At 65.1% G+C, this 24626-nt stretch carries 29 protein-coding genes; 12 read left to right on the top strand and 17 right to left on the bottom strand.

Annotation, left to right across the window (positions count from 1 at the left end):
* Positions 1 to 3 precede the first annotated feature (3 nt).
* Positions 4 to 753 carry a cytochrome c oxidase assembly protein gene (locus tag AO716_RS05445; protein WP_055239954.1) on the bottom strand — a complete coding sequence of 250 codons (750 nt, stop codon included), beginning with the start codon at positions 751 to 753 and terminating at the stop codon, positions 4 to 6.
* 142 nt (positions 754 to 895) lie between these two features.
* Here AO716_RS05445 and AO716_RS05450 point away from each other — a divergent pair, with 142 nt between their 5' ends.
* The 4 genes from AO716_RS05450 (at position 896) to AO716_RS05465 (ending at position 3109) form a co-directional block, all read left to right on the top strand.
* The gene (locus AO716_RS05450) at positions 896 to 1192 is read left to right on the top strand and encodes a DUF503 domain-containing protein (RefSeq protein WP_055240099.1); all 297 of its coding nucleotides are present in this window, start codon (positions 896 to 898) and stop codon (positions 1190 to 1192) included.
* Between the two features lie 34 nt (positions 1193 to 1226).
* Positions 1227 to 1628, top strand: a complete 402-nt coding sequence (locus AO716_RS05455; protein WP_152969870.1) for a hypothetical protein — start codon at positions 1227 to 1229, stop codon at positions 1626 to 1628.
* A gap of 264 nt (positions 1629 to 1892) precedes the next feature.
* Entirely contained in the window at positions 1893 to 2636 is a 744-nt protein-coding gene (locus AO716_RS05460) for an SDR family NAD(P)-dependent oxidoreductase (protein WP_055239956.1), read from the top strand.
* A 2-nt stretch (positions 2637 to 2638) separates the two neighbouring features.
* Entirely contained in the window at positions 2639 to 3109 is a 471-nt protein-coding gene (locus AO716_RS05465) for a MarR family winged helix-turn-helix transcriptional regulator (RefSeq protein WP_055239957.1), read from the top strand.
* A 45-nt stretch (positions 3110 to 3154) separates the two neighbouring features.
* Here the strand turns inward: AO716_RS05465 and AO716_RS05470 are convergent, their stop codons facing one another.
* Entirely contained in the window at positions 3155 to 4831 is a 1677-nt protein-coding gene (locus AO716_RS05470) for a thiamine pyrophosphate-dependent enzyme (RefSeq protein WP_055239958.1), read from the bottom strand.
* 201 nt (positions 4832 to 5032) lie between these two features.
* Here AO716_RS05470 and AO716_RS05475 point away from each other — a divergent pair, with 201 nt between their 5' ends.
* Complete coding sequence (locus AO716_RS05475) at positions 5033 to 7450, top strand: Tex family protein (RefSeq protein ID WP_082413344.1); 2418 nt, start codon at positions 5033 to 5035, stop codon at positions 7448 to 7450.
* Between the two features lie 15 nt (positions 7451 to 7465).
* Here the strand turns inward: AO716_RS05475 and AO716_RS05480 are convergent, their stop codons facing one another.
* From AO716_RS05480 to AO716_RS05490, 3 genes are read right to left on the bottom strand one after another with little or no spacing between them, the layout of a single operon-like run.
* The gene (locus tag AO716_RS05480; RefSeq protein ID WP_055239959.1) at positions 7466 to 7720 is read right to left on the bottom strand and encodes a hypothetical protein; all 255 of its coding nucleotides are present in this window, start codon (positions 7718 to 7720) and stop codon (positions 7466 to 7468) included.
* 25 nt (positions 7721 to 7745) lie between these two features.
* Positions 7746 to 8435 carry an HAD family hydrolase gene (locus AO716_RS05485; RefSeq protein ID WP_055239960.1) on the bottom strand — a complete coding sequence of 230 codons (690 nt, stop codon included), beginning with the start codon at positions 8433 to 8435 and terminating at the stop codon, positions 7746 to 7748.
* Between the two features lie 48 nt (positions 8436 to 8483).
* Positions 8484 to 8939, bottom strand: coding sequence for a very short patch repair endonuclease (locus AO716_RS05490; RefSeq protein WP_055239961.1), 456 nt, complete (start codon positions 8937 to 8939; stop codon positions 8484 to 8486).
* 127 nt (positions 8940 to 9066) lie between these two features.
* Here AO716_RS05490 and AO716_RS05495 point away from each other — a divergent pair, with 127 nt between their 5' ends.
* Positions 9067 to 10044, top strand: coding sequence for an asparaginase (locus AO716_RS05495; protein WP_055239962.1), 978 nt, complete (start codon positions 9067 to 9069; stop codon positions 10042 to 10044).
* A 124-nt stretch (positions 10045 to 10168) separates the two neighbouring features.
* Positions 10169 to 10405, top strand: coding sequence for a YegP family protein (locus AO716_RS05500; RefSeq protein WP_055239963.1), 237 nt, complete (start codon positions 10169 to 10171; stop codon positions 10403 to 10405).
* A gap of 73 nt (positions 10406 to 10478) precedes the next feature.
* Here the strand turns inward: AO716_RS05500 and AO716_RS17815 are convergent, their stop codons facing one another.
* On the bottom strand, positions 10479 to 10610 hold the full coding sequence (locus AO716_RS17815; RefSeq protein ID WP_268234988.1) for a hypothetical protein: 132 nt from the start codon (positions 10608 to 10610) through the stop codon (positions 10479 to 10481).
* Positions 10611 to 10740: 130 nt separating this feature from the next.
* Here AO716_RS17815 and AO716_RS05505 point away from each other — a divergent pair, with 130 nt between their 5' ends.
* Complete coding sequence (locus tag AO716_RS05505; protein ID WP_055239964.1) at positions 10741 to 12408, top strand: FAD-binding dehydrogenase; 1668 nt, start codon at positions 10741 to 10743, stop codon at positions 12406 to 12408.
* Between the two features lie 66 nt (positions 12409 to 12474).
* On the opposite strand, the gene AO716_RS05510 is transcribed toward AO716_RS05505, so the two are convergent.
* The 4 genes from AO716_RS05510 to AO716_RS05525 all read right to left on the bottom strand — a co-directional run bounded on the left by AO716_RS05510 (position 12475) and on the right by AO716_RS05525 (position 15287).
* Positions 12475 to 13032: a hypothetical protein gene (locus tag AO716_RS05510; protein WP_055239965.1), complete on the bottom strand. Its 558-nt coding sequence runs from the start codon at positions 13030 to 13032 to the stop codon at positions 12475 to 12477.
* Between the two features lie 179 nt (positions 13033 to 13211).
* The gene (locus AO716_RS05515; RefSeq protein WP_414826576.1) at positions 13212 to 13817 is read right to left on the bottom strand and encodes a GNAT family N-acetyltransferase; all 606 of its coding nucleotides are present in this window, start codon (positions 13815 to 13817) and stop codon (positions 13212 to 13214) included.
* Between the two features lie 10 nt (positions 13818 to 13827).
* On the bottom strand, positions 13828 to 14634 hold the full coding sequence (locus tag AO716_RS05520) for an anti-sigma factor domain-containing protein (protein ID WP_055239966.1): 807 nt from the start codon (positions 14632 to 14634) through the stop codon (positions 13828 to 13830).
* The gene (locus AO716_RS05525; RefSeq protein WP_235472007.1) at positions 14631 to 15287 is read right to left on the bottom strand and encodes a sigma-70 family RNA polymerase sigma factor; all 657 of its coding nucleotides are present in this window, start codon (positions 15285 to 15287) and stop codon (positions 14631 to 14633) included. Before AO716_RS05525 ends, AO716_RS05520 begins: the two co-directional genes overlap by 4 nt.
* 231 nt (positions 15288 to 15518) lie before the next feature.
* Here AO716_RS05525 and AO716_RS05530 point away from each other — a divergent pair, with 231 nt between their 5' ends.
* The 3 genes from AO716_RS05530 to AO716_RS05540 are packed head-to-tail and all read left to right on the top strand — an operon-like array spanning position 15519 to position 17669.
* Positions 15519 to 16295 (top strand): hypothetical protein, encoded by a 777-nt coding sequence (locus AO716_RS05530; RefSeq protein ID WP_055239967.1) that lies wholly within the window; start codon positions 15519 to 15521, stop codon positions 16293 to 16295.
* Positions 16296 to 16346: 51 nt separating this feature from the next.
* Positions 16347 to 16967 (top strand): class F sortase, encoded by a 621-nt coding sequence (locus AO716_RS05535; RefSeq protein WP_235472008.1) that lies wholly within the window; start codon positions 16347 to 16349, stop codon positions 16965 to 16967.
* A gap of 39 nt (positions 16968 to 17006) precedes the next feature.
* Positions 17007 to 17669, top strand: coding sequence for an FMN reductase (locus AO716_RS05540; RefSeq protein ID WP_055239969.1), 663 nt, complete (start codon positions 17007 to 17009; stop codon positions 17667 to 17669).
* Between the two features lie 3 nt (positions 17670 to 17672).
* Here the strand turns inward: AO716_RS05540 and AO716_RS05545 are convergent, their stop codons facing one another.
* The 6 genes from AO716_RS05545 to AO716_RS05570 are packed head-to-tail and all read right to left on the bottom strand — an operon-like array spanning position 17673 to position 22825.
* Positions 17673 to 18914, bottom strand: coding sequence for an NAD(P)/FAD-dependent oxidoreductase (locus tag AO716_RS05545; protein WP_055239970.1), 1242 nt, complete (start codon positions 18912 to 18914; stop codon positions 17673 to 17675).
* 7 nt (positions 18915 to 18921) lie between these two features.
* Positions 18922 to 19578, bottom strand: coding sequence for an amino acid ABC transporter permease (locus tag AO716_RS05550; protein WP_235472009.1), 657 nt, complete (start codon positions 19576 to 19578; stop codon positions 18922 to 18924).
* The gene (locus AO716_RS05555) at positions 19575 to 20213 is read right to left on the bottom strand and encodes an amino acid ABC transporter permease (protein WP_055239971.1); all 639 of its coding nucleotides are present in this window, start codon (positions 20211 to 20213) and stop codon (positions 19575 to 19577) included. The genes AO716_RS05550 and AO716_RS05555 overlap by 4 nt, the downstream gene beginning before the upstream one ends.
* Before the next feature lie 4 nt (positions 20214 to 20217).
* Entirely contained in the window at positions 20218 to 20991 is a 774-nt protein-coding gene (locus tag AO716_RS05560) for an amino acid ABC transporter ATP-binding protein (RefSeq protein ID WP_055240104.1), read from the bottom strand.
* 16 nt (positions 20992 to 21007) lie between these two features.
* Positions 21008 to 21967, bottom strand: coding sequence for an ornithine cyclodeaminase family protein (locus tag AO716_RS05565; RefSeq protein WP_055239972.1), 960 nt, complete (start codon positions 21965 to 21967; stop codon positions 21008 to 21010).
* Between the two features lie 15 nt (positions 21968 to 21982).
* Positions 21983 to 22825, bottom strand: coding sequence for a substrate-binding periplasmic protein (locus tag AO716_RS05570; protein ID WP_055239973.1), 843 nt, complete (start codon positions 22823 to 22825; stop codon positions 21983 to 21985).
* A 180-nt stretch (positions 22826 to 23005) separates the two neighbouring features.
* On the opposite strand from AO716_RS05570, the gene AO716_RS05575 reads away from it, so the two are divergent.
* Positions 23006 to 23674, top strand: a complete 669-nt coding sequence (locus AO716_RS05575; RefSeq protein WP_055239974.1) for a GntR family transcriptional regulator — start codon at positions 23006 to 23008, stop codon at positions 23672 to 23674.
* Here AO716_RS05575 and AO716_RS05580 read toward each other — a convergent pair.
* Positions 23621 to 24568 carry a LysR family transcriptional regulator gene (locus tag AO716_RS05580; protein WP_082413347.1) on the bottom strand — a complete coding sequence of 316 codons (948 nt, stop codon included), beginning with the start codon at positions 24566 to 24568 and terminating at the stop codon, positions 23621 to 23623. The genes AO716_RS05575 and AO716_RS05580 overlap by 54 nt on opposite strands.
* Positions 24569 to 24626 lie beyond the last annotated feature (58 nt).

The raw sequence follows: 24626 nt of genomic DNA on the forward strand, positions 1-24626 counted from the left end.
CGGTCAGGCGCGTCGGATCTGGGGCAGCAGCGGGGCCGTGCCGCGCTGCTGCCCCAGCAGGAGAAGTGCCAGCACTGCCTGCACGGCGAGCCCGGATACCAGCAGGACCAGCGCGCCGGCTGTGCTGCTGTTTCCCTCCGGCGGAACTACCAGCAGCCCGGCCGCCAGTCCCGCGTGCACGGCCGCAGCTGTCACCAGAGCTGCCGCACGCAGGCGGAAACTGTGGGAGACCGGTGCCGAATCCAGGACTGAGGCAGTGAAGAGGCAGCCAGTCGCCGCCAGATAGGCGGTGACCATCCAGTGCACCGGCATGGATTCCTGCATGGCACCCAGCAGCGGGGTGTGGAACATGCCCCACATGCCGGCGGCAACCAGCGCTGTGGCCGTCACCGGGTGCGTGAGGAACCTGGCCAGCGGCCCGTTGACCGCGCGGCGCAGGCGTGCTGCCGGAACGTCGTCGAGCGTCAGCAGTGCCAGATCGGCCGGGCGTGAAACCACAATCAGCAGCGGCCCGGCCATCCCGGCCAGGACGTGGGAGAGAGCCAGCGCACCGAAGTCCGAATGTGCCCATCCGGCCAGGGGTTCAAGCACGGTCAGCAGCACGGCCAGGACTCCGGCAATAAAGCACACCAGCCGCCAGGGCGGCCACTGGCCGGACTTTTTGGAAACCACTCCGGCCCAGTACGCGGCGACGGCTGCAACCGCCGGAATCAGGAACAGGGACTCCGCGGGAAAGTCGCCGTGGTTATGCATGCGGTACTTCCCTGCGGGTCGTGAAACGCACTGCCTGGGAGGCCGTCATGCTTTCGAAGCTAACACCGCGCCGGTCCCGGTTGAACCCTGAAGCGAAAACCGGAACGTTGACAGATCCGGATCAGCGGCGAGGATGGACACCATGTGGACGGGGACGCTTGAATTCGATCTGCTGCTTGACGATGTCCATTCGCTGAAGCAAAAACGGTCACTGGTGCGCCCACTGGTTGCTGAACTGCAGCGCAAGTACTCTGTCTCCGCTGCCGAGACGGGCCAGCTGGACCTGCACCGGCGCGCAGAAGTCGGCATTGGGATCGTGGCTGCGGACCGGGCCCACGTCGTCGAAGTCCTGGACAGTGCTGAACGGCTGGTGGCATACCGGCCAGAAGTACAGCTGCTCAGTACCCGCAGGCGGGTACTGAGCAGCGAGGACGAGTAAACGGAACTGGACTGGACGGCGAGGGGAAGAAGCAATGGACCTGAGGAATCGGCGCGGACAAGTGCTCCTCTTCGCTGCCCTGCCGCTGGCGGCAGGGCTTCTGGCCTTCTTCACCGGGGTGCTGCTTCCGGTGAGCATCATGACCGGGATACTGGTGACACTGTCCCTCGCCGCATCCCGGGGCCTGGGAGGCCCGGCAGCGGCCGTTCCTGCGGGGGACCCGGGCAGCCGGAAGGGAGTGGCCCCCTGGTGGAACCGGCGCCGGCGGACGGGGTTCTACGCAGCCCTTTCGGTGCTGCTCATGCTCGGCCTCACGCTGGCACATTCAGCGCTCACGGATACGTGGGGAGGAGGGGACCTCCTGTTTGCCGTGGGCCTGGCAGTTCCGCTTTTCGTGATCCTGCGCCCGCCGCCGCGGACCCGAACCCAGGTGTGACGTGATTGGCTGACCGGCATTCCCACTCCGTGATGCGGGTGTGGGCCTTTGGGGTCCCACCAGTGAACATGTGTCACGGAGTGTGGGAAACGCGGGAGGACGCTGCCGGGCCTGATTCGTCCCAGCCCGGCCCGGCCATGGACTGGGCGACGGAGATGCGCTCCGGGTGGTGCCGCGATGGCGAGCTCCTAGCCGTTCATCCTGAACTTGCCGAGGTATATGCTGTCCGGACGACAGTAAATTGGACCCCAGAAAGAAGTGGGCATGCTTTTCGAGAACCAGGCAGCACTCGTCACCGCAGCAGGAGCCGGCATCGGCCGGGCCATCGCCCTGCGGCTGGCGGCCGAAGGAGCCTCCGTCGTCGTATCCGACGTCAATGACCAGGCCGGCGCTGAAACCGTTGCGCTTATCGAAGCTGCAGGCGGCGCCGCGGCCTATGTGCATGCAGACGTGTCCAGCCCAGACGAAGTAGGCACGCTCGTCCCCTTTGCCCTGGAAACCTTTGGCCGGTTGGATTTGGCAGTGAACAATGCCGGGGTAGGTGCCATGCCCAAACCGGTACAGGAGATCAGTACCGTGGACTGGGACCGGACCGTCAACGTGACTCTCAGGGGGACCTTCCTCGCGCTGCAGGGCCAGATGGCCCACTTCACCGGCCAGGGCCGCGGAGCGATCGTCAATATTGCCTCGCTGGCAGGGATCAGTGCCACACCAAACCTCACCCCGTACGGCGCCGCCAAGCACGGCGTTGTCTCCCTAACGCGCAGTGTTGCCAAGGAATGCGCGGAGGCGGGTATCCGGGTCAACGCCGTGGCGCCAGGCGCCATTGAAACCGCTGCCTTGGCATCGCTGCCGGAGGATGCCAAGGCCGGCTACGCCGCAGAGATCCCCATGAAGCGCCTGGGACAGCCGGAAGACATCGCCGACGCCGTGGCGTTCCTGCTCTCGGACCAGGCATCCTTCATTACCGGCGTTGTGCTGCCGGTAGACGGAGGCACCGAGGCGTAGCCATGGCAAGCGAGCAGAATGCAGTGCTGATTGAACTCCTGAACCGGCTGCTGGCACAGTGGACGGCGCCGGGCTTCACCACGGCAGTGGCGGCCCGTGAGGGCGTGGTGCTGGACTCTGCCGCCCTGACGCTGCTGTCGATCCTGAACAATTCGGGTGCTCAGCGGCCTTCGGCGCTGAGCGAGCGCATGGTTACGGGCGCTTCCAACATTTCCAAGATCACGGCCCGGCTGGAAGAAGCCGGCCTGGTCCGGCGGATGCCGGATCCGAATGATTCACGTGCCTCGCTGATAGACCTGACAGAGGCAGGCACACGGGCAGGACAAGCGCTGAGGCGTTCGGGGAATACCCTGGTTGACCTGCTCCTCCAGGGTTGGAGTCCCCGGGACCGGGCGGAGCTCGTTCGCCTGCTCGCCCGGTTTGAATCCGAGACCCAAAGGGTGGTTGGCACGCTGCGGGACGGCGGTAACTAGCCGGCGGGTGTTCCCCGGGGCGAGCAGGGCCCGGGGAACGCGTGCCTAGTACGCCTTGACCCGCTGCTCCACGAGCAGGTGGATCAGCGCGAACTTCTTCTCGCTGTCGATAGCCCTCAGCGCCGCCTCAACGGCAGCCGGCACATCGGCGTCGTTCTCCACCCGCACACCAAAGCCGCCGAACGCCTGCGCCATCAGCGCGAAGTCCGGGTTCTTCAGCTGGGTGCCGGAGATCCGGCCGGGGTAGTGGCGTTCCTGGTGCGTACGGATGGTGCCGTATTCCTGGTTGTCCATCACGATCACCAGCGGTGTGGCACCGTACTGCGCCGCTGTGGCAAGTTCCTGCCCGTTCATCATGAACTCGCCGTCACCGGCAATCGTGACGACCCTGCGTCCGGGTTCCGCCAGCGACGCCGCGATTGCGGAAGGTACTGAATAGCCCATTGAACCGTTCCGGGCGCTGAGCATCGAGGCATAGCGGCGGGTGGGGAAGTAACGGTGAGCCCAGTTGGTGTGTTCTCCGGCGCCCAGCGTGATGACCGCATCCTCCGGCAAGGTGGGCACCAGATTGGCCATGAGGGTGTCCATCCGGGCGGGGCCGTTGGCGGGCTCAGCCGGCGGCAGGGCAGCGAACTTCTCCTGTTCCTGCCGCATGCGGGAGGTCCACGCCTTCCACTCGTCCTTGACCGGCAGGTCCATCATCACCAGGTCCCGGACGAAGACATCCGGCTTGGCGACGATCTGGTAGGACACGGGACCGGAGCGGCCCCGCAGCGAGGGGTCGATGGTGACCAGGAAGTTCTTTTTCTCCCAGTCCTGCCGGACCACAAAACCATCGGTAATCACATCGCCGGGGACGGTGCCCACAAAGATCAGCAGGTCGGTTTCCTCGAGCAGGTCGTAGGTGGGCTTGGGGCGGCCGTAGCCGATCGGCCCAACGTACGACGGCGAGTCGAAGGAGACGGTGCCCTCGCAGCGCCATTCCGCGGCGGCGGGAAGGTGGTGTTCTTCCAGCCAGCGGGTGAGGGTTTCGGCACCCTCCTGCGTCCAGTCATTGCCGCCGGTGACGAACAACGGCTTGTCCGCGTCCTTCAGCGCTGCCTGCAGGGCCTTCCAGTCCGTTACGGTCATGCCGCCAGGGGCCACCGGGATGGGCGGATGGAGGGCGCCGCTGATTTCTTCCCGGATGATGTCTTCCGGCAGGCCGATGACGACGGGGCCGGGGCGTCCGCTCATGGCCGAGAAGAACGCCTCTGCCACGATCTCGGACGCGCGCTCGGGGTGGTCCAGGACCATGACGCGCTTGGCCCCGGTATCAAACCAGGCCTTGATGTCGAATTCCTGGAAAGCTTCGCGGTCCCGGTGCTCGAAGGGGATGAGGCCCACGAAAAGCACCATGGGTGTGGAGTCCTGCCACGCAGTATGAAGTCCCACGTGCGCATTAGCCGCCCCCGGCCCGCGGGTGACCATGGCGACGCCGGGGCGCTGGTTCATTTTTCCGTCAGCCTCGGCCATGTAAGCCGCGCCGCCCTCGTGCCGGCACACCACGGTCTCGATGGGACTTTCGTGCAGCCCGTCCAGGACGTCAAGGAAGCTTTCTCCGGGCACCACATAGGTGCGCTGAACGCCATGGGCAATAAGGGAATCGACAATGACATGGCCGGCGGACTTCACCCCCTGCCCCTGGGCAGCGGAAGGACGTACCGGAGCACTCTGAGTCATCTTCGACCTTTCTTCATTAAGACTTACGCCTGTGGCTTTCGGCGCGGCATTGCGGCGGAGCGGGCGTTCCTATGTTGTACCCCATGCGCTCCCAGGTTCCGCAGATGATGTGCCAATGTGTCAGCGAAGGCTTTGCATGCAGCATCCGTGGGGGTGCGGGATTCTCGGCAAACGGGACCGTCATGAGGAACAATTGGGCGGGTGAGTCTCACCGTGCCTTCCCAGTCCCAGCCCAGCCCTGCCGCTTCCGCCCAGCTGGACGGCGCCGACCGGATCTATGCGCAGATAGCCGCCGAGCTTGGCGTGGCGTCCTGGCAGGTGCGTGCCGCCGTCGAACTGCTGGACAGCGGCTCCACCGTTCCCTTCATTGCGCGCTACCGCAAGGAAGCGACCGGCACCCTTGACGACACCCAGCTGCGGGAACTCGACGAGCGCCTGCGGTACCTGCGCGAACTCAGCGACCGCCGCCGGGCCATCCTGGAAGCCATCCAGTCCCAGGGCAAGCTCACGGACCAGCTGCGTACGGCGATTGAAGCCGCAGACACCAAGTCCCGGCTGGAAGACATCTACCTGCCCTACAAGACCAAACGGCGGACCAAAGCCCAGATCGCCCGCGAAGCCGGCCTGGAACCGCTGGCCGATGCCCTGCTCTCCAACCCTTCCCTGGTTCCGGAAACGGAGGCCGCCCGCTATGTAGGGGAGGGCGTCCCGGATGCTGCCGAAGCCCTTGCCGGTGCCCGCGCAATCCTGGTGGAGCGTGCCGGGCAGGACGCCGACCTGCTGACGGACGCGCGCGAGAAGCTCTGGAAACAGGGAAGGCTGCGCTCGCAGGTCCGCCCCGGGAAAGAAAGCGAGGGGCAAAAGTACGCCGATTACTTCGACTTCGCGCAGGCGCCGTCGGGCATGCCGTCCCACCGGGTGCTGGCCCTGCTGCGTGCTGAAAAGGAAGGCATCGTAGAGCTGGGGCTCGCCGAAGCCGATCCCGCGGACGGGGATGCCCTCGCTGCAGCCCGGCAGCGCTTTGAGAATTCAGTGGCTTCCCGGTTGGGAGTGGCTGCCCGCGGTGGCGCAGCCGATCCGTGGCTGCGCCAGACCGTGCAGCTGGCCTGGCGCCGGATCCTGGCCAAGCTCTCCGTTGATCTGCGGGTGCGTCTGTTCCAGGACGCGGAAACCGAGGCTGTCCGGGTCTTCGCCGCGAACCTGCGCGACGTCCTCCTCGCTGCTCCGGCCGGCAACCGTGCCACCCTCGGGCTGGACCCGGGGCTGCGCACGGGCGTGAAGGTCGCCGTCGTGGACGGCACCGGGAAAGTGGTGGACACAGACACCGTCTATCCGCACGCTCCTGCCCGCCGCTGGGACGAGGCACTGTCCCGGCTGGCAGCACTGGTGCGCAAACACCGGGTGGAGCTGGTGGCCATTGGCAACGGCACAGCGTCGAGGGAAACGGACAAACTGGCTGCTGAACTTATCCTGGCGGTGCCGGAGGCAAAGCTGCAGAAACTGGTCGTCTCCGAGGCCGGCGCCTCCGTGTACTCGGCGTCGGCACTCGCCGCCGCAGAGCTGCCGGGTATGGACGTGTCCCTCCGCGGCGCCGTCTCGATTGGCCGCCGGCTGCAGGACCCGCTGGCCGAACTGGTGAAGATCGATCCGAAGTCGATCGGTGTGGGGCAGTACCAGCACGACGTCACCGCAGCGAAGCTGGACCGTTCCCTGGACGCGGTGGTGGAAGACTGCGTCAACGCCGTGGGGGTGGACCTGAACACGGCCTCGCCGGCATTGCTGAGCCGGGTGGCCGGCATTGGAGAGCTGCTGAGCGAGAACATTGTGGCCTACCGCAACGCCAACGGCCCCTTTGCCAGGCGGGCAGACCTGAAGAAGGTTCCGCGCCTGGGCGCCAAGGCCTTTGAACAGTGCGCGGGATTCCTGCGCATCACCGGAGGAACCGAGCCGCTCGATGCCTCCAGCGTGCACCCGGAGTCCTACCGGATTGCCCGGCGCATCCTCGACGCCGCCAACGCCAGGATGTCCCCGGCCGGTGCCGACCTCTCCGGCCTTGACCCTGCGGCCTTCGTCGACGAGTCCACCGGCCTGCCCACGGTCCTGGACATCATGGCGGAGCTGCGCAAGCCCGGACGTGACCCGCGTCCGGCGTTCCAGACGGCAACCTTCTCCGAGGGGATCGAGAAGATCTCCGACCTGCGGCCGGGGATGGTGCTCGACGGCGTGGTCACCAACGTGGCAGCCTTCGGCGCCTTCGTGGACATTGGCGTGCACCAGGACGGGCTGGTGCACATCTCGGCCATGTCCTCCAGCTTTGTTTCAGACCCGCGCGAGGTGGTGAAGTCCGGCCAGGTGGTGAAGGTCAAGGTCATGGAGGCGGACCCTGAACGCAAAAGGATCTCACTGACCCTGCGGCTGGAGGATGAGGTGCCCGCTGCCGGGGAGAGTTCCGGCGGCCCGCGCCCCCGTGTCTCCAGGCCGCAGGGCAAGAACCAGCAGGGCAAGAACCAGCAGGGCGGGGCAAAACCCAGGGGAAGCAAGACAGGCAACGCGCCGCGGAAGCCCGCGGCTCCGGACAGCGCAATGGCCGAAGCCCTGCGCCGTGCCGGCCTAGCCTAGGGCCGTTCGGAGCGGCTAACCGTCCGCACTGTCCGGTTCGTTCAAGGCGTCCTCGGGGTGCTGTGCCTGCCCTCCCGGTTCGTCGTCATCGCCGGAATGCGCCGGCGGCACCGTTCCGGCTGCATGGGTGCCCTGCGCCTCACGGATGTTTCCGGCGGATTCCTGTTCCTGCCCGGGCATACGCGGAGCGCCGGTGGGTTCCGGCTGCGGAGCGCTGGGGCCCAGGGGATCCTCGGCCTCGTTGGCCGGACCGGTGGGTTCGGTGGTCATAGCAAGTCCTTTCGGGTGGGGTGTGCTAGCCGGCGTCGGTCTGGCCAAGCAGGCTGTCCTGCAGGTTCTGCAGCAGCTCGCGCGGCGAGGCGTAGACCTGTTTGGCTCCGGCGTCGAGCAGTTCCGCTTCGCTGGTACCGCCGCAGGTCAGGCCGATAGTTGGGATCCCAAGAGCCGCAGCGGACTTTACGTCCCACACGGAGTCGCCCACGAATACGGTCGCCTCCGCCTCCAGATCAGCGGAATCCAGCGCCGCCTGGAGGATGTCCGGAGCAGGTTTGCTCTCATCCGCATCGGAGGAGCTGGTGGCGCTGCTGATCGCATCGTCGGCATCGATTGCCCGGCGCAGTGCCTGCAGTTCCGGTTCGGAGGCAGAAGAAGCCAGCACGACGGCGAGGTCGCGGGACGCGCACGCGCGCAGGAGTTCGGCGGCGCCGTCGAAAGCACGGAGGGAAGGCCAGGAGGTGGAGAAGATCGCCCCGTGGCTTGAGTCGAGTTTTTCCTCCACCTCGGCTTCGGGGTCGCTGCCGAGCAGATGCCCAATCAGTTTGTCCCCGCCCATGCCGATGGCCCGGTGAATGTTCGCCATCGGAATGTCATAGTCCAGCCGCCTGAAGGCCTGCCACCAGGCGACGGTGTGGAGGTAATTGGAATCAACGAGTGTGCCGTCCACATCGAACAGCACTCCGCGCAGCGGCCGGGAGCTTTCAGTCATCACGTATCCCTCGGGTTGGGTGCAGTGTGTCTGAAGAGTCTAACGAGGTCATGCCTCATCGGGTGCGGACACGGGCTTGCCGGGCGGTCCGAGGAAAGCGATCAGCTCATTTTCCAGGGCACTGGTATTGCGCAGTTCGCATTCCCACACCACAAGCGCTTCCCAGCCTGCTGTCCGCAGTGCCTGCAGCGCAGCCGCGTCGCGGGCTACCGTCCGGGCCCGTTTGGCGGCCCAGAACTCCGGGTTGGTCGCGGGGGCATGGGTGCCCGCCGGGCATGAGTGGGTGTGCCAGAAACACCCGTTGACGAAAATGACTTTGCGCCGGCCGGCGAAAACCAGGTCCGGTTTGCCGGGCAGCGCACCCCCGCGGGCTGCACCGTGCAGCCGGAAGCGGTAGCCGGCCCGGTGCAGCAGCTGCCTGACCTTGAGCTCGGGTTTGGTGTTCTTGGACCGGATGCGGGACATGTTCCGGCTGCGCTGTTCTGCGGAGACCGTATCTGCCATGCCGCCAGTCTAGGTCCAGCTGCAGGTTTGCCGTCGGCAGCCGGCGGAAAGGCCGGAGCTCCTAGGCAACGGGTCCTCCGCGGGCATATGTTGGCTGTGGTGTTGCCGGCGAGAGGACAGCAGTTCCATGGCCCACATCAGAATCTTGGCGACCGGGGGAACCATCGCGTCGCACTCGGGGCGGGACGGCGCCGCATCGGTTGGACGCGCGGAGGACATCACGGCATCCCTGTCCGGGCGGCACAGTTACTCCGTCCAGGACATCACGAATGCCAACAGTTTCCGGCTGCGTCTTGCGGAGGTCCGCGCGGTTGCCGAGGCTGTCCAGGCTGCCGTGGCGGACGAGGGGGTGGACGGCGTCGTAGTTACCCATGGCACGGACACCATGGAAGAAACAGCCTTTCTGCTGGATCTGGTCCATGACTCGCGCAAACCCGTCGTCTTCACGGGAGCCCAGCGTCCGGCGGACAGCCCGATGGCAGACGGCCCGGCGAACTTGGAAGAGGCCGTCACCGCCGCTGCGGCCAGTGGGCTGCGCGGAGCGGGTGTCCTCGTGTCCTTTGCCGGTCAGGTCCGGTCCGCCCGCGGCATCCGCAAGACCCATACGGTGGCAGCAAACCCGTTTGGGGGCGGCGTCGAGGTGGCGCACTTCGTTGCCGGTGCACTTCACATCACCGCCGTTCCGGTCCGCCCGGCCCCGCTGCCGCTGCCCGGCGAGGACTTCGACAACGTCCGGGTGGAGATCATCGTGTGCGCGTTGGGGACCACCCCGGACCTGTTCAGCCATGCAGTCCATACCGGCGCTGACGCCGTTGTGCTGGCCGGCACGGGAGTCGGCAACGCCGGTGCCGGTTTTGCCGAGGCCGTGCAGGACGCCGTGCGCGGCGGATGCCCCGTAATCCTGTGCAGCCGGGTGCCCGCCGGCCCAGTGGTTCCTGCCTATGGTGCGGGAGGCGGACTGGACCTGGTGCGCGCCGGTGCCATTCCGGGAGGAGACCTGGCACCCACCCAGGCGCGGATGCTCGCGGCCCTGCTCACGTCGCTGCCCGCCACACAGGATGAAATCCTCCAGGCACTGACCACCGGCACTTCACGGAATAACTAGGGCTGCCGTGCCTAGGTCTCGATCCGGCATCGACCGCCAACAGTTGCCGTCCAGGGGGTCCCAAAATCCATCAGTCGGCTTAGTATTAACGGCACTGATGGTACCCCTTACAAGGAGGTAAGAGATGTCGGGCTACTTCAAGCTGGTGGACGCCCACGACGGCGCTTTCCGGATTAAGCTCATTTCCGGCGACGGAGCACTCATGGCAGTGTCCGCGATGTTCCCCACCAAGGAAGCCGCGGCTGCGGGCATTGAGCAGCTGCGGGAGATCGCAGGAACCGGGCCAGTTGTGGACCACAGCAGGGATGCCGATGTCGTGGCAGAGGCCAACCGCAATACCGGCAGGGCCAAGGCTTCCTGACCTGCCGCAGGCAAGACGTTTAGGCCTTTCGTTCCCGACGCCCGTTTAGGACGCCGGGAACGGGAGGCCTTTGTTATGACTGCCCCTCATCTCCCTCCGCGGCGTCCTGGGAATGTTCCCGGCCGGCTTCCGGCTCGGACGTTTCTCCGCCTTCAGACGGGCTTTCGTTGTGCGTGCGGTCTTCGTCATTCGGAGTGGTGCTCATGAGTGCCTCCAATAGCTGGGTTTTGGCCTCGGTGTTTCAAGTCTAGGAACCTGCGGTCCGTCCCAACAGGGGCGGCGGGTGTCCCGGATGGTCCCTAGGCAGAGTCCGGAAGGGCCGGTAGCGTGGGCGGATGCAGCCAAAAGACGCAGATGTCATTGTGGTGGGGGCCGGGCTTGCCGGGCTGGTGGCCACGGCCGAACTGGTGGACGCCGGGCGTTCCGTGATCCTGGTGGAGCAGGAAGGCGAGCAGAGCCTGGGCGGGCAGGCCTGGTGGTCCTTCGGAGGGCTCTTCTTCGTGGACTCCCCTGAACAGCGCCGTCTGCGGGTGAAGGATTCGGTGGAACTGGCCTGGCAGGACTGGCAGGGGACAGCCGGGTTCGACCGGGATGAGGATTACTGGCCGCGGCGCTGGGCCGAGGCATACGTCCACTTTGCCGCCGGCGAAAAGCGGGCGTGGCTGCACCAAATGGGACACCGGGTCTTTCCCGTCGTGGGCTGGGCGGAACGTGGCGGCTACGGAGCCACCGGACCGGGCAACTCCGTGCCGCGGTTTCACATCACGTGGGGAACCGGTCCCGGAATCACCGCACCCTTTGAATCCAGGGTGCGCGACGGCGTCGAACGCGGTCTGGTGCGCTTGGCCTGCAATCACCGCATGCAGTCCCTGGTCAGCACCGCAGGAGTGGTCACGGGCGTACGCGGATCGGTCCTGGAAACGACGGCGACGCCGCGGGGCCGGTTTGCAGAGCGGAACACTGTGGGCGACTTTGAGTACTCCGCCGGCGCTGTAATAGTCACGACCGGCGGGATAGGCGGGGACCATGACCTGGTGCGGTCCGCGTGGCCGTCACGGCTGGGAACGCCGCCCGGGGCAATGCTCAGCGGCGTGCCCAAACACGTGGACGGACACGGGATCAAAGCTGCCCAGGCAGCAGGCGGACGGGTGATCAACCCCGACCGCATGTGGCACTACGTAGAGGGAATCAAGAACTGGGATCCGGTTTGGCCAAACCATGGGATCAGGATCCTGCCGGGACCGTCCTCCCTGTGGCTCGACGCCTCCGGAAACCGGCTGCCCGTCCCGCTCTTCCCGGGCTTCGACACCCTGGGCACACTCGAGCACCTTCGGCGCACGGGACATGACTACAGCTGGTTCGTATTGAACAAGGCGATCATCCGCAAGGAATTCGCGCTTTCCGGCTCGGAGCAGAATCCCGACCTGACCGGCAAATCAGTCCGCGGTGTCCTCGGCCGGGCTACCGCAGACATCCCCGGACCGGTCCAGAAGTTCCTGGACCACGGTGAGGACTTCCTCACGGCCGGCAGCGTCCCGGAACTGGTGGCGGCGATGAACGCCCTGGCCAAGTCCTCCACGGACGGCAACGCCCCTGTTCTGTCAGTGGAAGCCGTACTGAACGAACTCCAGGCGCGCGACCGGGAGATCGCCAACCCATTCAGCAAGGACGGCCAGGTCACTGCCATCCGGGGCGCACGGGCCTACCTGGGGGACCGGCTAATCCGGACCGCAGCCCCCAGGCCGATCCTGGAGCCCAGGGACGGTCCGCTGATTGCCGTCCGGCTCTCCGTCCTGACGCGCAAGACCCTGGGAGGACTTGAAACCGATCTTGACTCCCGCGTGCTTGGTGCGGAGGGTAAACCAATTCCGGGCTTGTTCGCCGCCGGGGAGGCTGCAGGCTTTGGCGGCGGAGGCATGCACGGATACCGCTCCCTGGAAGGAACGTTCCTGGGTGGCTGCCTGTTTAGCGGCCGGGCAGCCGGACGGGCGGCGTCCCGATAAAACCCGGGAGGCAAGAAGGGCCGGCACCGCACATGCGGCACCGGCCCTTCTTCAGACTCGGGAAGGTTAGGCTCCCGGGTTGTACTTCCTGAACTGGCGGAAAGCCTTCGACGCGTTGAAGTACTCGGTGGACGGCTTCATCCACAGCATGACGACGGCGACGATCGGCAGCAGGATGCTGAGCACCGTCAGGAGAGTCATCAGGGCGCCGGCCGTGGACAGGTTAATCAGGCCGAACGCACCAAGGGCCGCGAAGACGGTGGCAACGATGCGCGCCCAGTTGTGCCCCTTGCGGATGAAGAAGGCAACCAGGAGTGCGATTACCACGCTGACGGCGGAGAAGAAGATGGTGATGGCCGCAGTAACCGCAATGATGGCGTCCATCTCCGAGCCGCTGATCGGCGTGGTGCTGGTCTCCGCGAGCATTTCCTTGAACTCAGAGGAGTTCATCCAGGAAAGAGTCACGGGAATGCTGATGACCGAGACGACTGCCGCGGCGATCAGCAACCAGAATCCCAGGTCAACCTGCTTCGGGCGCACCGGCGCAGGCGGTGCTGCGGGTGCCTGGTTGCTTGAGTACGCGTTGTAGCTGTAGTTGTTTGCCGGAGGCTGCTGCTCGGACATGATTCCCCTCATTGAAGTCTGCGATGCACGTATTTACCGGCAGTTGTGGAAACCACCGATGCATGACAAGACCAGCCTACTGAGCAGGAGTTCTTTCTACCTCCCCAAAAAGGCGGAGTTTTCAGGAAAAGTCCCACTGGTCACTGGGCCGCCGGAACTAGAAACGGCTTTGCCCGTGTTTAGGCGGAAGCAATCCGGTGCTTGAGGCCAAGGCGTACCGAGGACCACTCACTGTCCAGGATCGAAAACACAACCACATCACGCCGTGAGCCGTCCACCCAGATTTCGTTGGACCGCAGCACCCCGTCCTGTTTGGCTCCCAGCCGGGCTATCGCGGCCCGGGAGGCGTGGTTGTGCCAATGGGTACGGAATTCAACCGCAATGCAGTCCAGTTCCTCGAACGCACGGGTAAGGAGCAGGTACTTCATCTCTGCGTTGATCCCGGTTCGCTGGGCGCTCGCGGCAAGCCAGGTGGAACCAATCTCTACCCGGCGGTGCTCGGCCTTGATGTTCATGTAGGTGGTCATGCCGCAGAGCGCACCGGTATCCAGCCGCCGAATCGCCCAGGGCGCCATTGTCCCGGCTGCCTGCTGCTGCAGTCTGGACTGGACCTCCGCGGCCATGCCCTCCGGAGTCGGAATGCGGGTGTACCAGAGGTTCCACAGATCCCCGTCCCGGACGCCTTCAATCAATCCGGGAACATGATCAGCAGAGAGCGGTTCCAGACGGACCGTTTTGCCCTCTATCGGGACGGGCGTTGAAAAACCGGCAACAGGCATCGACATAAGGCCAATCCTAGGATTCAGGGAACTCCACGGCGGCGATCAGCGGGAACGTCGGAGTGGCGGATCCGCCTTCGGGCTCGATCGTCAGCGCTGCGCCGCCGGCAGGCACAAGATCTCCCGTGAGCCAGGTCCGGACTGCTCCGCCGGAGAACCGCACATCGGGCAGCGCAGCTCCATCATCCAGGAGCCAGAGCTGATATTCCTTGCCGGTTCCCGGGTCCGGCAGTCCGGAGGCTACGAACAGGGCGGAATCCTGCTCCCTGGAGTAGACGAGTGTTGCCGGCTCGCCATTGACGTCAACACTCTCCGCGGTGACGTCAGCCGCGGTCAGCAGCCGATTCTCGCGTTGCTGTTCCTGGGCCGCCGCCTGTTCCTGCTGCTGGCGCTCCTGTTCAGCTCCCAGACTCCAGCCGGCAACGGCGATTCCCGGTATGAGCACTGCGGCGGCAGCAGCTGCAAGCAGCCGCCGGTTCCGGCGCTGCCTTCGCTCCTGCAGCGAGGAAACCCTATTACCCGGCGGGGCTGCAGGCTCCTCGGCAGGCACTGCTTTCAGCCGGCTATCGGTCCCGGGCCTAATACCGTGGATAGCTGAAAGCACGGACGCCCTCAGCTCAGCGGGCGGCTCCGTGGCCGCGGCTGATGCGAGGTGTTCACTGGCCTCGGCGTAGCCCGCAACCTCCTCGCGGCACTGGGGACAACGGGCCAGGTGCTTCTCGAAAGCCGCGCGCTCCGCAGGTTCAAGTGCATCCACGGCGTACAGGGCAGCCAGCTCATGCAGATCGGCGGCGCCTGCGCCGTCGGTGTAACCGTTGTTCATGGCTGTCCCCCCAACGCCGACCGCAGGTTGCGTAAGCCGTCCCGGATCCGTGCCTTGGCTGTGCCCAGGGGGATATCAAGCTGCCGGGCGACCTCTTGGTATGTGCATCCCTGATAGTAGGCCAGGCCAAGAGCCTCACGTTGAAGCGGCGTCAGCGCGGTAAGCCCGGCACGGACCTCTGTCACGTCCATAGCCTCTTCGACTTCCTGCCAGGTTTGGTCCGGTGACGTGATGTTCTGGCGGCGTTCATAGACTTCTTCACGGTCCCGTTCCTTCACAACCTGCCGAATCCTGTCCACGGCGCGCCGGTGCGCCAGCGTACACAGCCAGCCCAGCACGGTGCCGCGTTCCGGGACGAAACTGCCCGACTGCTGCCAGGCCATGAAGTACACCTCCTGGGTGACTTCGGCTGCCATCTCAGGAGAGCGGGTGACTCGCAGAGCCAAACCGTAGACCTTCGGGGAAGTGGCATCGTAGAGCGCTGCGAAGGCGGCTTCGTCTCCCAGGCTGCTGCGCTGCATCAGCTCCACGAGCAGCTCAGCGCCTGCCGGATCCCGGGGCTGCCTGCGGCCGGTATCAGGATCGGTCATCGGCTCCCACTGGGTATCCCTTCGGCGGATCCCCGGCTTCGGGGCGTTTCTGAACTCTGCCACATCCACCTCCGCGGGCGCCACCTCATCCTTCCCGGACAAGGCCCGGGACGGGGAGGGTAACAACTCGCTCTGTGAAACCGGATCCGGCATGCCCCTAATTCGGTGCCGGAGGCCCGGCGGATGCCACCGGCGCAAAAGTATTTTGGCAGGGGACCCATCCGGCAGATCATCTGCTCCGAATGAGTGCTGTATCCGCGCAAAACGTGCGCACCGTCACAGAAGGAGCACACCATGAACACGAAGACGCGACTGCTTGCCGTTCCAGCCCTGGCACTGGGTGCGCTGGCGCTCTCCTCCGCTCCAGCGCTTGCCCACGGGGACGACTCGTGGTCCGGCCAGGCCACCCTTGGCACCATGAACAACTCCGGAACTACCGGACAGGCCATGGTCGATGTACACGGTATGGACGCCACCGTCACCGTCAATGTGTCCGGAGCGGCCGAGACATTTATGGACGGGCCCTTTCCCCACGCCCAGCACATCCACATTGCAGCCCAGGGAACCTGCCCGGGGCCGGACGCAGACACGGACGGCGACGGCGTGGTCAACACCACCGAGGGCCACCCCTTCTATGGGCACATCGGAACATCGCTGACCACTGAAGGCGACACCAGCGCGGACTCAGCGCTCGCCGTCGAACGCTTCCCGGGCGGGTCGTCCTACACCTACGAGCGGACGCTCGAACTGACTCCCGAGACCGCCGCGTCGCTGAAGGACGGTTCCGCCGTAGTGGTGGTCCATGGTGTGGACCCGGAGCGGATGCCTGAGGCAGCAGCGGCCAAGATGTCCGACCTGGACCCCGCACTGCCTGCCGCTGCAACCCTTCCGGCCGCCTGCGGCACCCTTGCCGCCTCCCAGATGGCAGCAACGCCGGAAGGGGGAGCTGCCACGGGCATCGAGGCCGGGGCATCGAACTCCGCAGGGCTGACCGTCGCCGGAGCCGGAGCCGGACTCACCGCGCTGGCCCTGGGAATCGCAGCGGTTGCCCGCCGCCGTACCCGTGCCTGAGATATGGCCGCCTCGGGTTCCGGCCATCGCGCAGGGAGAACTCTCTGCGCGGTGGCCGGCGTACTTCTCGCTGCGGGCTGCGCTGGCAGTCCTTCTGAAACCGGTCTTTCGGACAGGCCGGAGAGCGCTGCGGCAGCCGCGTCGCCGTCTGCCGCGCTGCCGCCTCCCGCATCCAGTCCAGCGCCGGAGGCTGCGCAGCGCCCGTCCCCGCCGGAATCCCTGCACATCCCGGCCACCGGCACGCAGTCCCGGTTGCTGCACCTGGGGCTCCGGGACGACGGGTCACTTGACGTGCCGCCGGAACCGCCTGGATCTCCGGCGGGCTGGTATACCGGTTCACCGGCGCCCGGGCAGCAGGGTCCGGCAGTGCTCCTGGGACACGTGAACGCCACGGGCGGCGGGCCGGGTGTGTTTGCCGACCTGAAGTCCCTGAAGGCGGGAGACGTCATTGAAGTGGGACGCGAGGACGGCACCACAGCTGTATTCACCGTTGACCGTGGGGAGCAGTACGGGAAGGAGGGGTTCCCGACCCTCGAGGTCTACGGGAACACGGAAGGGGCAGAACTGCGCCTCATAACCTGCGACGGGTTCGATCCCGCCACCGGAGAGTTCGAGGACAACTACGTGGTGTATGCCGTGCTGGATCCCGGGGCCGGTGGTGCAGGGGAATAATCGGGAACCCCAGCCCCTTGGATAGATAGATGCAATAACATGTATCTATCCAAGGTCGAGGAAGGTGCCGTCGTGGCCGAACGCAGGATTGTTGCAGTAACCGCCGGGTTGGGGACGCCCTCATCCAGCCGAATGCTCTCCGACCAGCTGGGCGTTGCAGTCCAGGCCCGGCTGCAGGAGCTGGGACACAATGCCGCGCTCACCACGTATGAGCTGCGCGAATACGCCGTGGACATCGCGAACGCGATGGTTTCGGGCTACGCGGCGCCGAAACTGGAGGCGCTGCTGAACGAAGTGTCCGACGCCGATGCCCTGATCGCCGTCTCGCCTGTCTTCAGTGCTTCGATGAGCGGCCTGTTCAAATCCTTCTTTGATGTCATGGACAAGAACGCGCTGGACGGCAAACCCGTACTCGTCGGCGCAACGGGTGGCAGCGCCCGGCACTCGATGGTGCTGGACTTCGCCCTGCGTCCGCTCTTCGCGTACCTGCGGGCCCGGGTTGCCCCAACGGCTGTTTACGCTGCACCGGATGACTGGGGCGCCGGCAGTGCTGGAGTGCTTGACCTGGACGGGAGGGTTCGCCGTGCCGGCGCCGAACTGGTGGCCCTGCTCGGCGATGCGCCGGCGGCTAAACCGCGGCGGGCTCCCAGTGAGTCACTGCCCTTTGAGGAACTGCTGGCCCAAATCCAGCCGCGGAGCTAGGCATTATCGGCGGAGGGGATCTAAAGCGCCCAGCTCCGGCGCCGAGGTTCCCTCCGCGATGGAATCTGCCAGGAGGCGGCCGCTGACAGGGCCGAGGACGACGCCCCACATCCCGTGTCCACCGGCTGCATAGACCCTGTTGGAGCGCAGTCGCCCCAACACGGGCAGGCCGTCTGAGGTAACCGGACGGGAACCCACCCAGGTGTCCCGGAGGGAGGAGAAATCCACCCCGTGAAGCACGGGACTGGCCGCTGCAACGATGGACTTTACCCGTGCCTGCACCAGTTGCCCGTCCGGGCTGCGGAATTCCATGGTTCCCGCGATGCGCATGCCGTCTTGGTACGGGGTAGCAACCACACGCTCTTTCGGCAGGTAGATCGGCCCGTCCAACGGGAATGCCGAGTCCACGGTGAAGGAATAGCCGCGTCCGGCCTGAAGTGGGACGCGCAGCCCCCATTGGCGGGCCAGGCGGGGGAGCCAGGCTCCTGAAGCGAGGACCAGCACATCGGCTTGGAGGACCCCTCCCTGGGAAGAAACGACTTGGACACCCTTGGCGGATTCCGCAGTTGTAACGGCCTTCCAGCCTTCCAGTACGCGCCCGCCCCTTCGGCGGACGGCCGCACACAATCCCTGCACGAAGACTCCGGGGTCCACATAGCCCTGGCCCAGCACTGTAAGTGAACTGGTGATAGCCCTTGAAAACTGCGGTATGTGGGCTGCGGGACCCACGCTGAGAGGCTGGCCCAGCGCTGCAAGTTCGCCGAGATGCTCCCGAAAGTGCGCGGCGTCGCCTTCATTGCGAAAACCGACGGCATAGGGAGCCGGGGTGACGGACGGTATTTCGGCCTCCACCGCCATTTCCTTGAACGCTTTGTCCGCCTGCCTACAGAGCGGCACCAGTGCCTCGGCGGTCCGCCGCCAGCGGGATGGGGTCATGTTCCGGGCAAACCTTGCCAGGAAATGCCATAGCGCCGGATTGGGCTGCATTGGTATGTGCAGCGGTGCATCCGGCCGGAAGAGCCCTTCAACGCCGTGTTTCCACGCTCCGGGTTCAGCCAGGGGAGTCACGAGTCCCGGTACTACCCAACCCGCGTTCCCCCAGCTCGCTCCGGAACCTGGACGGCCGGCATCGACGACCGTTACCTTCAGGCCCCGTTCCTGCAGGTGCCAGGCCGTGGACAGGCCTACGATCCCCGCCCCGACAATTACGGCACTCGACGGCGCCGTAGAAGATGACTGTTCCAAGTTGCTCCTAGAGGTGTCGGCTCATCCGTTTTTCGGCCAGCACTGACAGCCAGGTGGCGGGAATGGATATTGCCGCGTACAGGATTCCGGCTGCTATGAAGGCCGGCAGGTATTTGAAGGTTGACGAGCCTGTTGAATACGCCTGGCTCATGAGTTCGGGGACTGCAACGGTGTATGCGAGCGAGGTGGCTTGGAAGAGCAGCACAGCGAATCCCATCAGCGATGGCAGCGCGATCCTTAGCCCCTGCGGGATCACGATGAACCTCAGGCGGTCGCCGGCACTTAGCCCCAGCGCGTCAGCGCCCTCAACTTCTCCGGAGGGGACCGCCTGGATACCTCCGCGGATCAGTTCGGCGGTGTACGCGGCGGTGGTCCAGGTCAGGGCCAGGCAGGCCGAAACCAGTGACGACAAAGTGATTTGGACGTTCGGCAGGCCGTAGTACATAAGCTGCAGGAGCACCAGCGCCGGGGCGCCGCGGCCCACCTCGACGAAGAACACCGAAATCCACCGCAATACCCGGTTGGGGGTTACGACGCCGAAGGAAAGAAGGAGGCCAAGCGGAAGACCCAGCAGCAGGCTCGAGACCGTGAGCACCAGGCTTGTCTGGAGTCCTCCCAGCATGGTGGGAAGCAGGGCTGTGACGTCTGGGAGGAGTCCGTTCACCGGGCCACCACCTTCCGCATCTTGGTGTCGAGGTGTCGGGACAGGATGCCCAGGGGCAGGCTGAGGGCAATGTAGACACCCGCTGCGATAAAGAAGATGAGAATGCCCTCGCCGGACTGGCGGGCATACTGATTGGACATGTAGACGATTTCCGCCACGCCAATGGTGGAGGCGATGGAGGAATCCTTCAGCAGGCCGATGCTGTACGTGGTGTAGGAGGGGATCGCGGTGCGCCAGGCCTGGGGACCCACCACGCGGCGCCAAAGGGTCGTCCGTGTGAACCCCAAGGCACTGGAGGCTTCCCATTGTCCGGAATGCACGGAACTGATCGCCCCGCGGAATATCTCGGCGAGGTAGGCGGCCGAGACGAGCCCGAGTCCGATTACTCCGGCCTGCAGGGCGGTAAGGCGGAGCGCGCCGACCGATACGCCGTAGTACAGGATGAAGAGCCAAACGACTGGCGGGACGCCCCGCAGCAGGTCGATGATTCCACGACTGAGCAGCCACAGCAGGCGGTTTCCGCTGCGCAGGCCTGCCAGCAGCGGCAAAGCGGCGACTGTGCCGAGTGCCAGGGAAAGCACCGTCACAAGGATGGTCATGGGCAAACCGATCAGGATGGCCTGGAGCATCTGCATGGGATCAGCGCTCCAGGACGGCACGCAGGAAGCGGCGGGTCCGTTCGTGCTGCGGATCGCTCATGACCTCGTGGGGATCTCCGGATTCGATGATGCCGCCGTCGGCCATGACCACCAGCTCATCAGCCACATTGGCCGCGAAGCCCATCTCGTGGGTGACCACAATCATCGTCATGCCCTCGGCAGCCAGCTCCTTCATTACTTCCAGCACCTCGACGCCGACTTCCGGGTCCAGCGCGGATGTGGGTTCGTCGAACAGCATGACGCGCGGACCGAGTGCCAGCGCCCTTGCGATCGCGATTCGCTGCTGCTGCCCGCCGGAACACCGGGCGGGGTACTGGTCGGCCTTATCTGCCAGGCCCATCCTGGTGAGCAGTTCCATTGACTTGGCATTGGCCTCTTCACGGCTGCGCCCGAGTACCCGTTCCTGCGGCAGGCTGATATTCCGCAGTACGGACATGTGCGGGAACAGGTTGAAGTGCTGGAAGACCATGCCTGCACTGCGCCGAAGCGCGGCCAGATTCCGGGCTGATACCTTGGCCCCGGCATTGATGAGGTGGCCGTCAATCTCAATCTCACCGCTGTCCGGTTTCTCCAGCAGGTTCATGCAGCGCAGCACTGTGCTTTTGCCGGCGCCGCTGGGACCGATCATTGCTGTTACCGAACCTTCCGGGACGGACAGCGAGACATCACGCAGGACTACGTGGTCGCCGTAGGCCTTGGCGAGGTTCCGGACCTGGACTACCAGGTTGGTCGATACGGGAGCGATACGGGACATGGTGCGGTCCATCCTTCTACTTCGTGATGCGGACCGGTTGCCCCAGGTCCGCAGCGGCCACTGCACGGGCAACGGCCAGGTCTTCCCACGGCATGCCTGTGGTCTTGAATACGGCGGGTACGCCTTCCCGACGGGACCTGCGGCCCGTCACCAGGTCAGTTAGGGTGATCAGGTCCGGCGGGTCAGCCATTGCTCCCAGCTGCACGGCCTGGATGACGTCTCCGGCTTCCCGGAGTGCGGAATCGCAAGATTCGACAACGACGGCGCTGCGCCCCATCAGCGCCTCGTCGACTTCACGGGCGCTCGGCTCGTGTGAACCGACGGCGATCACCACAGTGTTGGAAGAAACGAGACCCGAATCAAAGAGCGGTTCCCTCGCCGCAGTGCAGCAGATGATTACATCCGCTTGCGCTGCTGCTCCGGCGTCCGCAGCGCGTGCAGCAAGCCCGAGTTCACGCTGTGCACGCGCTGCGAGCGAGGCCGCCGCCTCGGGATTGCGCCCAACCACTGCAACCTCGCTGATGGTGAAGACGTCGTCGAAGGTCCGGATGTGTTCCCACGCCTGCACGCCCGTGCCGAAGACCACTATTCTCATTCCGTCGCTCTCCACGAGCAGGCGGGCTCCGAAGGCGGAAACAGCAGAAGTCCTCAGGTTGGTCAGCTCGATCCCATCCAGCACCGCCCTTGGTTCGTTGTTCGGCCCCCCGAACAGGACATACAGTCCCTGGATCACGGGAGCATTCCGTGACGCGTTCTCCGGAGTGATGGTCAGCAGTTTCGTGCCGACCGCGCCGTCGAAGGCAGAGGGCATTTGCAGGAACTGGCCGGAGGGAAGCTCCACGCGGGTCCGCGGAGAGTCCTTCTCCGGATCCAGTCCGGAGAGCAGTGCGGTGTGAAGGGCATCCACCGCTCCGGAAGGACTTAGGGCCCTGCGCAGCCGGGCACCGTCGATAAACCGGACCGTTGCGGCATCCATTTGTTTTCCAGCGCCTTACTGGATCAGCCGGGGTTCGCCGGTTTCCGCTGCGGATTCAGGTAGACCGTTGGCGGTCAGGATCTCGGCGACCGTGCCGTCCTCCTTCATCTTCTCGATGCTGGCGTCCAGCGCCTCGGTAAGACTTGAGTTTCCCTTCGTGTGCGGGAAGCCGATCTGTGCAGCGTCCTTGGACGCAATAACCCGGTCGTCCGGCTCAACAACTTCCACCGAGAAGTCTGCGGAATCCTTGTACATCTGTGCTGCGGAGCCGAATCCGTCCAGGCCTACCTGGATGCGGCCGGACTTCAAGTCAGCCTGCATTTCCACGGCGCTCGGATAGATGGTGAGCGCATCACCCAGCACAGCCTTCATATCGGCAACCCACAGGTAACCGTCAACCGTTCCCACCTTGAGCGATTCCATGGCGGGAATGGAGGTAACGCCGTCGGCGGAGATGGATGACATGTCGTCGGTGTAGACCGGTGCGGAGAGGTCCACGATTTCGGCGCGCTGGGCGGTGCGGTAATAGCAGCCGATCGCAACGTCGGCGCGGTTGCTCTGGACAGCGGGGATAGTGCCGGCATATGAGGTTGGTTCGAGCTTGAGCTCCAAGCAGTTCTCTTCCGCGAATGCGGCGATCAGGTCTGCGTCGGCACCCGTTGCCTTGCCGCTGGAGACGGAGGAGAAGGGTGGGAATTCAGGGGCTGCCACGGTCAGCACGCCCTCCTGCAGCGTCTCGACTTCGTGCTGGGGCACGCAGTCATCGGCAACGGAGGAGGCAGAGGTATCACCGCCGCAGGCAGTGAGGGCCAGTACCGCAAAGCTGGTGGCGGCGAGGGCGAGAGTGCGTTTAGCCATTGGTCTGTCCTTTGAGTGGAGTAGGGTGAGATATGACCTGTAATACACAACCGGTTGTCGATAACTCTCGGGGTATGCGGATTCGATGTCAAGGTTTTTCTGTATATGGCGCTGCCCAGAGGCGAAATTCATTGACAAATATGGCCTATCCTGATTTCGACAAGATAAGGGGCTCTTCTTATGCTCGAAAGTGATTCCGCCCCCGTGATTGGACTTCACGGGCTCACCCTCCACCGGGGCACCCTCAAAGACGAGGCGCTTGCCGTAGTTCGGTCCGCCTTGCTGTCCGGAGACATGAAGCCGGGACGTATTTATTCGGCAAACTCACTGGCGGCCCAGTTGGGGGTTTCCAACAGTCCTGTGCGCGAAGCAATGATGGATTTGGCCGGCAAGGGACTGCTCGAAGTCGTACGCAATCGTGGCTTCCGCGTTGTGGAAATGACGGATGCCGACCGGCAGGAGGTTTACGACCTGCGGATGCTGGTGGAAGTCCCGGCGGTTGTACAGGCAGCGCAGCGCGGCCTCAGCAACAAGGAGCAGTCGGAGGTCCGGCGTCTGCTGCAGGAAGTGCTGGACACAGCCGAGACCGGCGATCTGCGCAACTATTTGGATGCCGACCAGGCCCTGCATATGGGCATAGTTGCCCTGCTTGGGAATCGCCGACTGTACGGCATCGTCGAAAACCTGCGCGACCAGAGCCGGGTGCGCGGTTCCTATCACCTAACTGAACGCGGCGTCCTCGCGCAGAGCGCACAGGAACACCTCCCGATAGTCGAGGCCCTGATTTCCGGCGAGTCAGAGGTGCTTCAGCGGCTCATGGTGGAGCACCTCTCCTACGCCCGACCGTAATCCGGAGGAAGGTGCGGCGGCCTCCACCAGTGCCTCCAGGAGCCGCTCGACGCTTGCCCGCCGCAGCATCGCCGGCCTGGCCATAGCGACAATCGTCCTTTCTGCGCCCGAACCTAACCGCATGATGGTCCTGTCGGCTGGGTACAGGGCGAGCATGGATGCCGTGGCCAGCGTTGCCCCGGTGCCCTGGTCTGCGAGTGCCAGGGCAAGAGCCGTATCCATAACCGTGTGTTCAGTCTCCGGGACAATGTCCTCGGTTTCGAGGGCGGAGCGTGCAGCCCGGCCGAACGCTGAGGCAGCTGGCGGCAGTATCCAATGGCGGGCTTCGGCTGGCCGGCCTGCGGCGCCGGGCCGGCCAGCCGCGCACACCACCAGAAGGTCTTCCCGCACCAGCGCCCGCCGGGTGATTTCCGCCGGGGTCTTCACCGGAACAGCGCTGTATTCGAGCCCCAGGGCGGCGTCAACACTGCCGGACAGGATAGCGGCGAGGGCGTGGTCCGGCTCTACTTCCCGGAGTTCAACCCGCAGTTGCGGATCTGTCCTCGCCAGCAGGCCCAGTGCGGGCACCGCGCAGGCGAGAGCGGCGGAGCCGAACACGCCCAGCCTGACTGCCGAATCGATTCCAGATCCCATCTCGTCCAGGGCGGCCGAGGCTTCCGATTCGGCTGCGAGCACCCCGAGAATGTGCCGGTGGAGGATTCGGCCGGCATCAGAGAGAAGCAGCCGTCGTCCGTCGCGGATAAAAAGCGACTGGCCGGTTTCCTTTTGCAGTGCCGTCATCTGCTGCGAAATAGCGCCAACGGTGTAGCCCAGCTGTTCGGCAGCTCCGCGCATGGACCCTTGCTCAGCCACCGCAGCAAGCATCCTCAGTTGTCCCAAGGTCCAGTTCCTCATGCGAGCTCCTGCGTTTAGCTTTCCTAAAGGATTTTGGAAAGAAAATTTAGCTTGACCT

Origin of the sequence: Arthrobacter sp. Edens01 (assembly GCF_001307035.1) — a bacterium.
Taxonomy (GTDB): Bacteria; Actinomycetota; Actinomycetes; order Actinomycetales; family Micrococcaceae; genus Arthrobacter_B.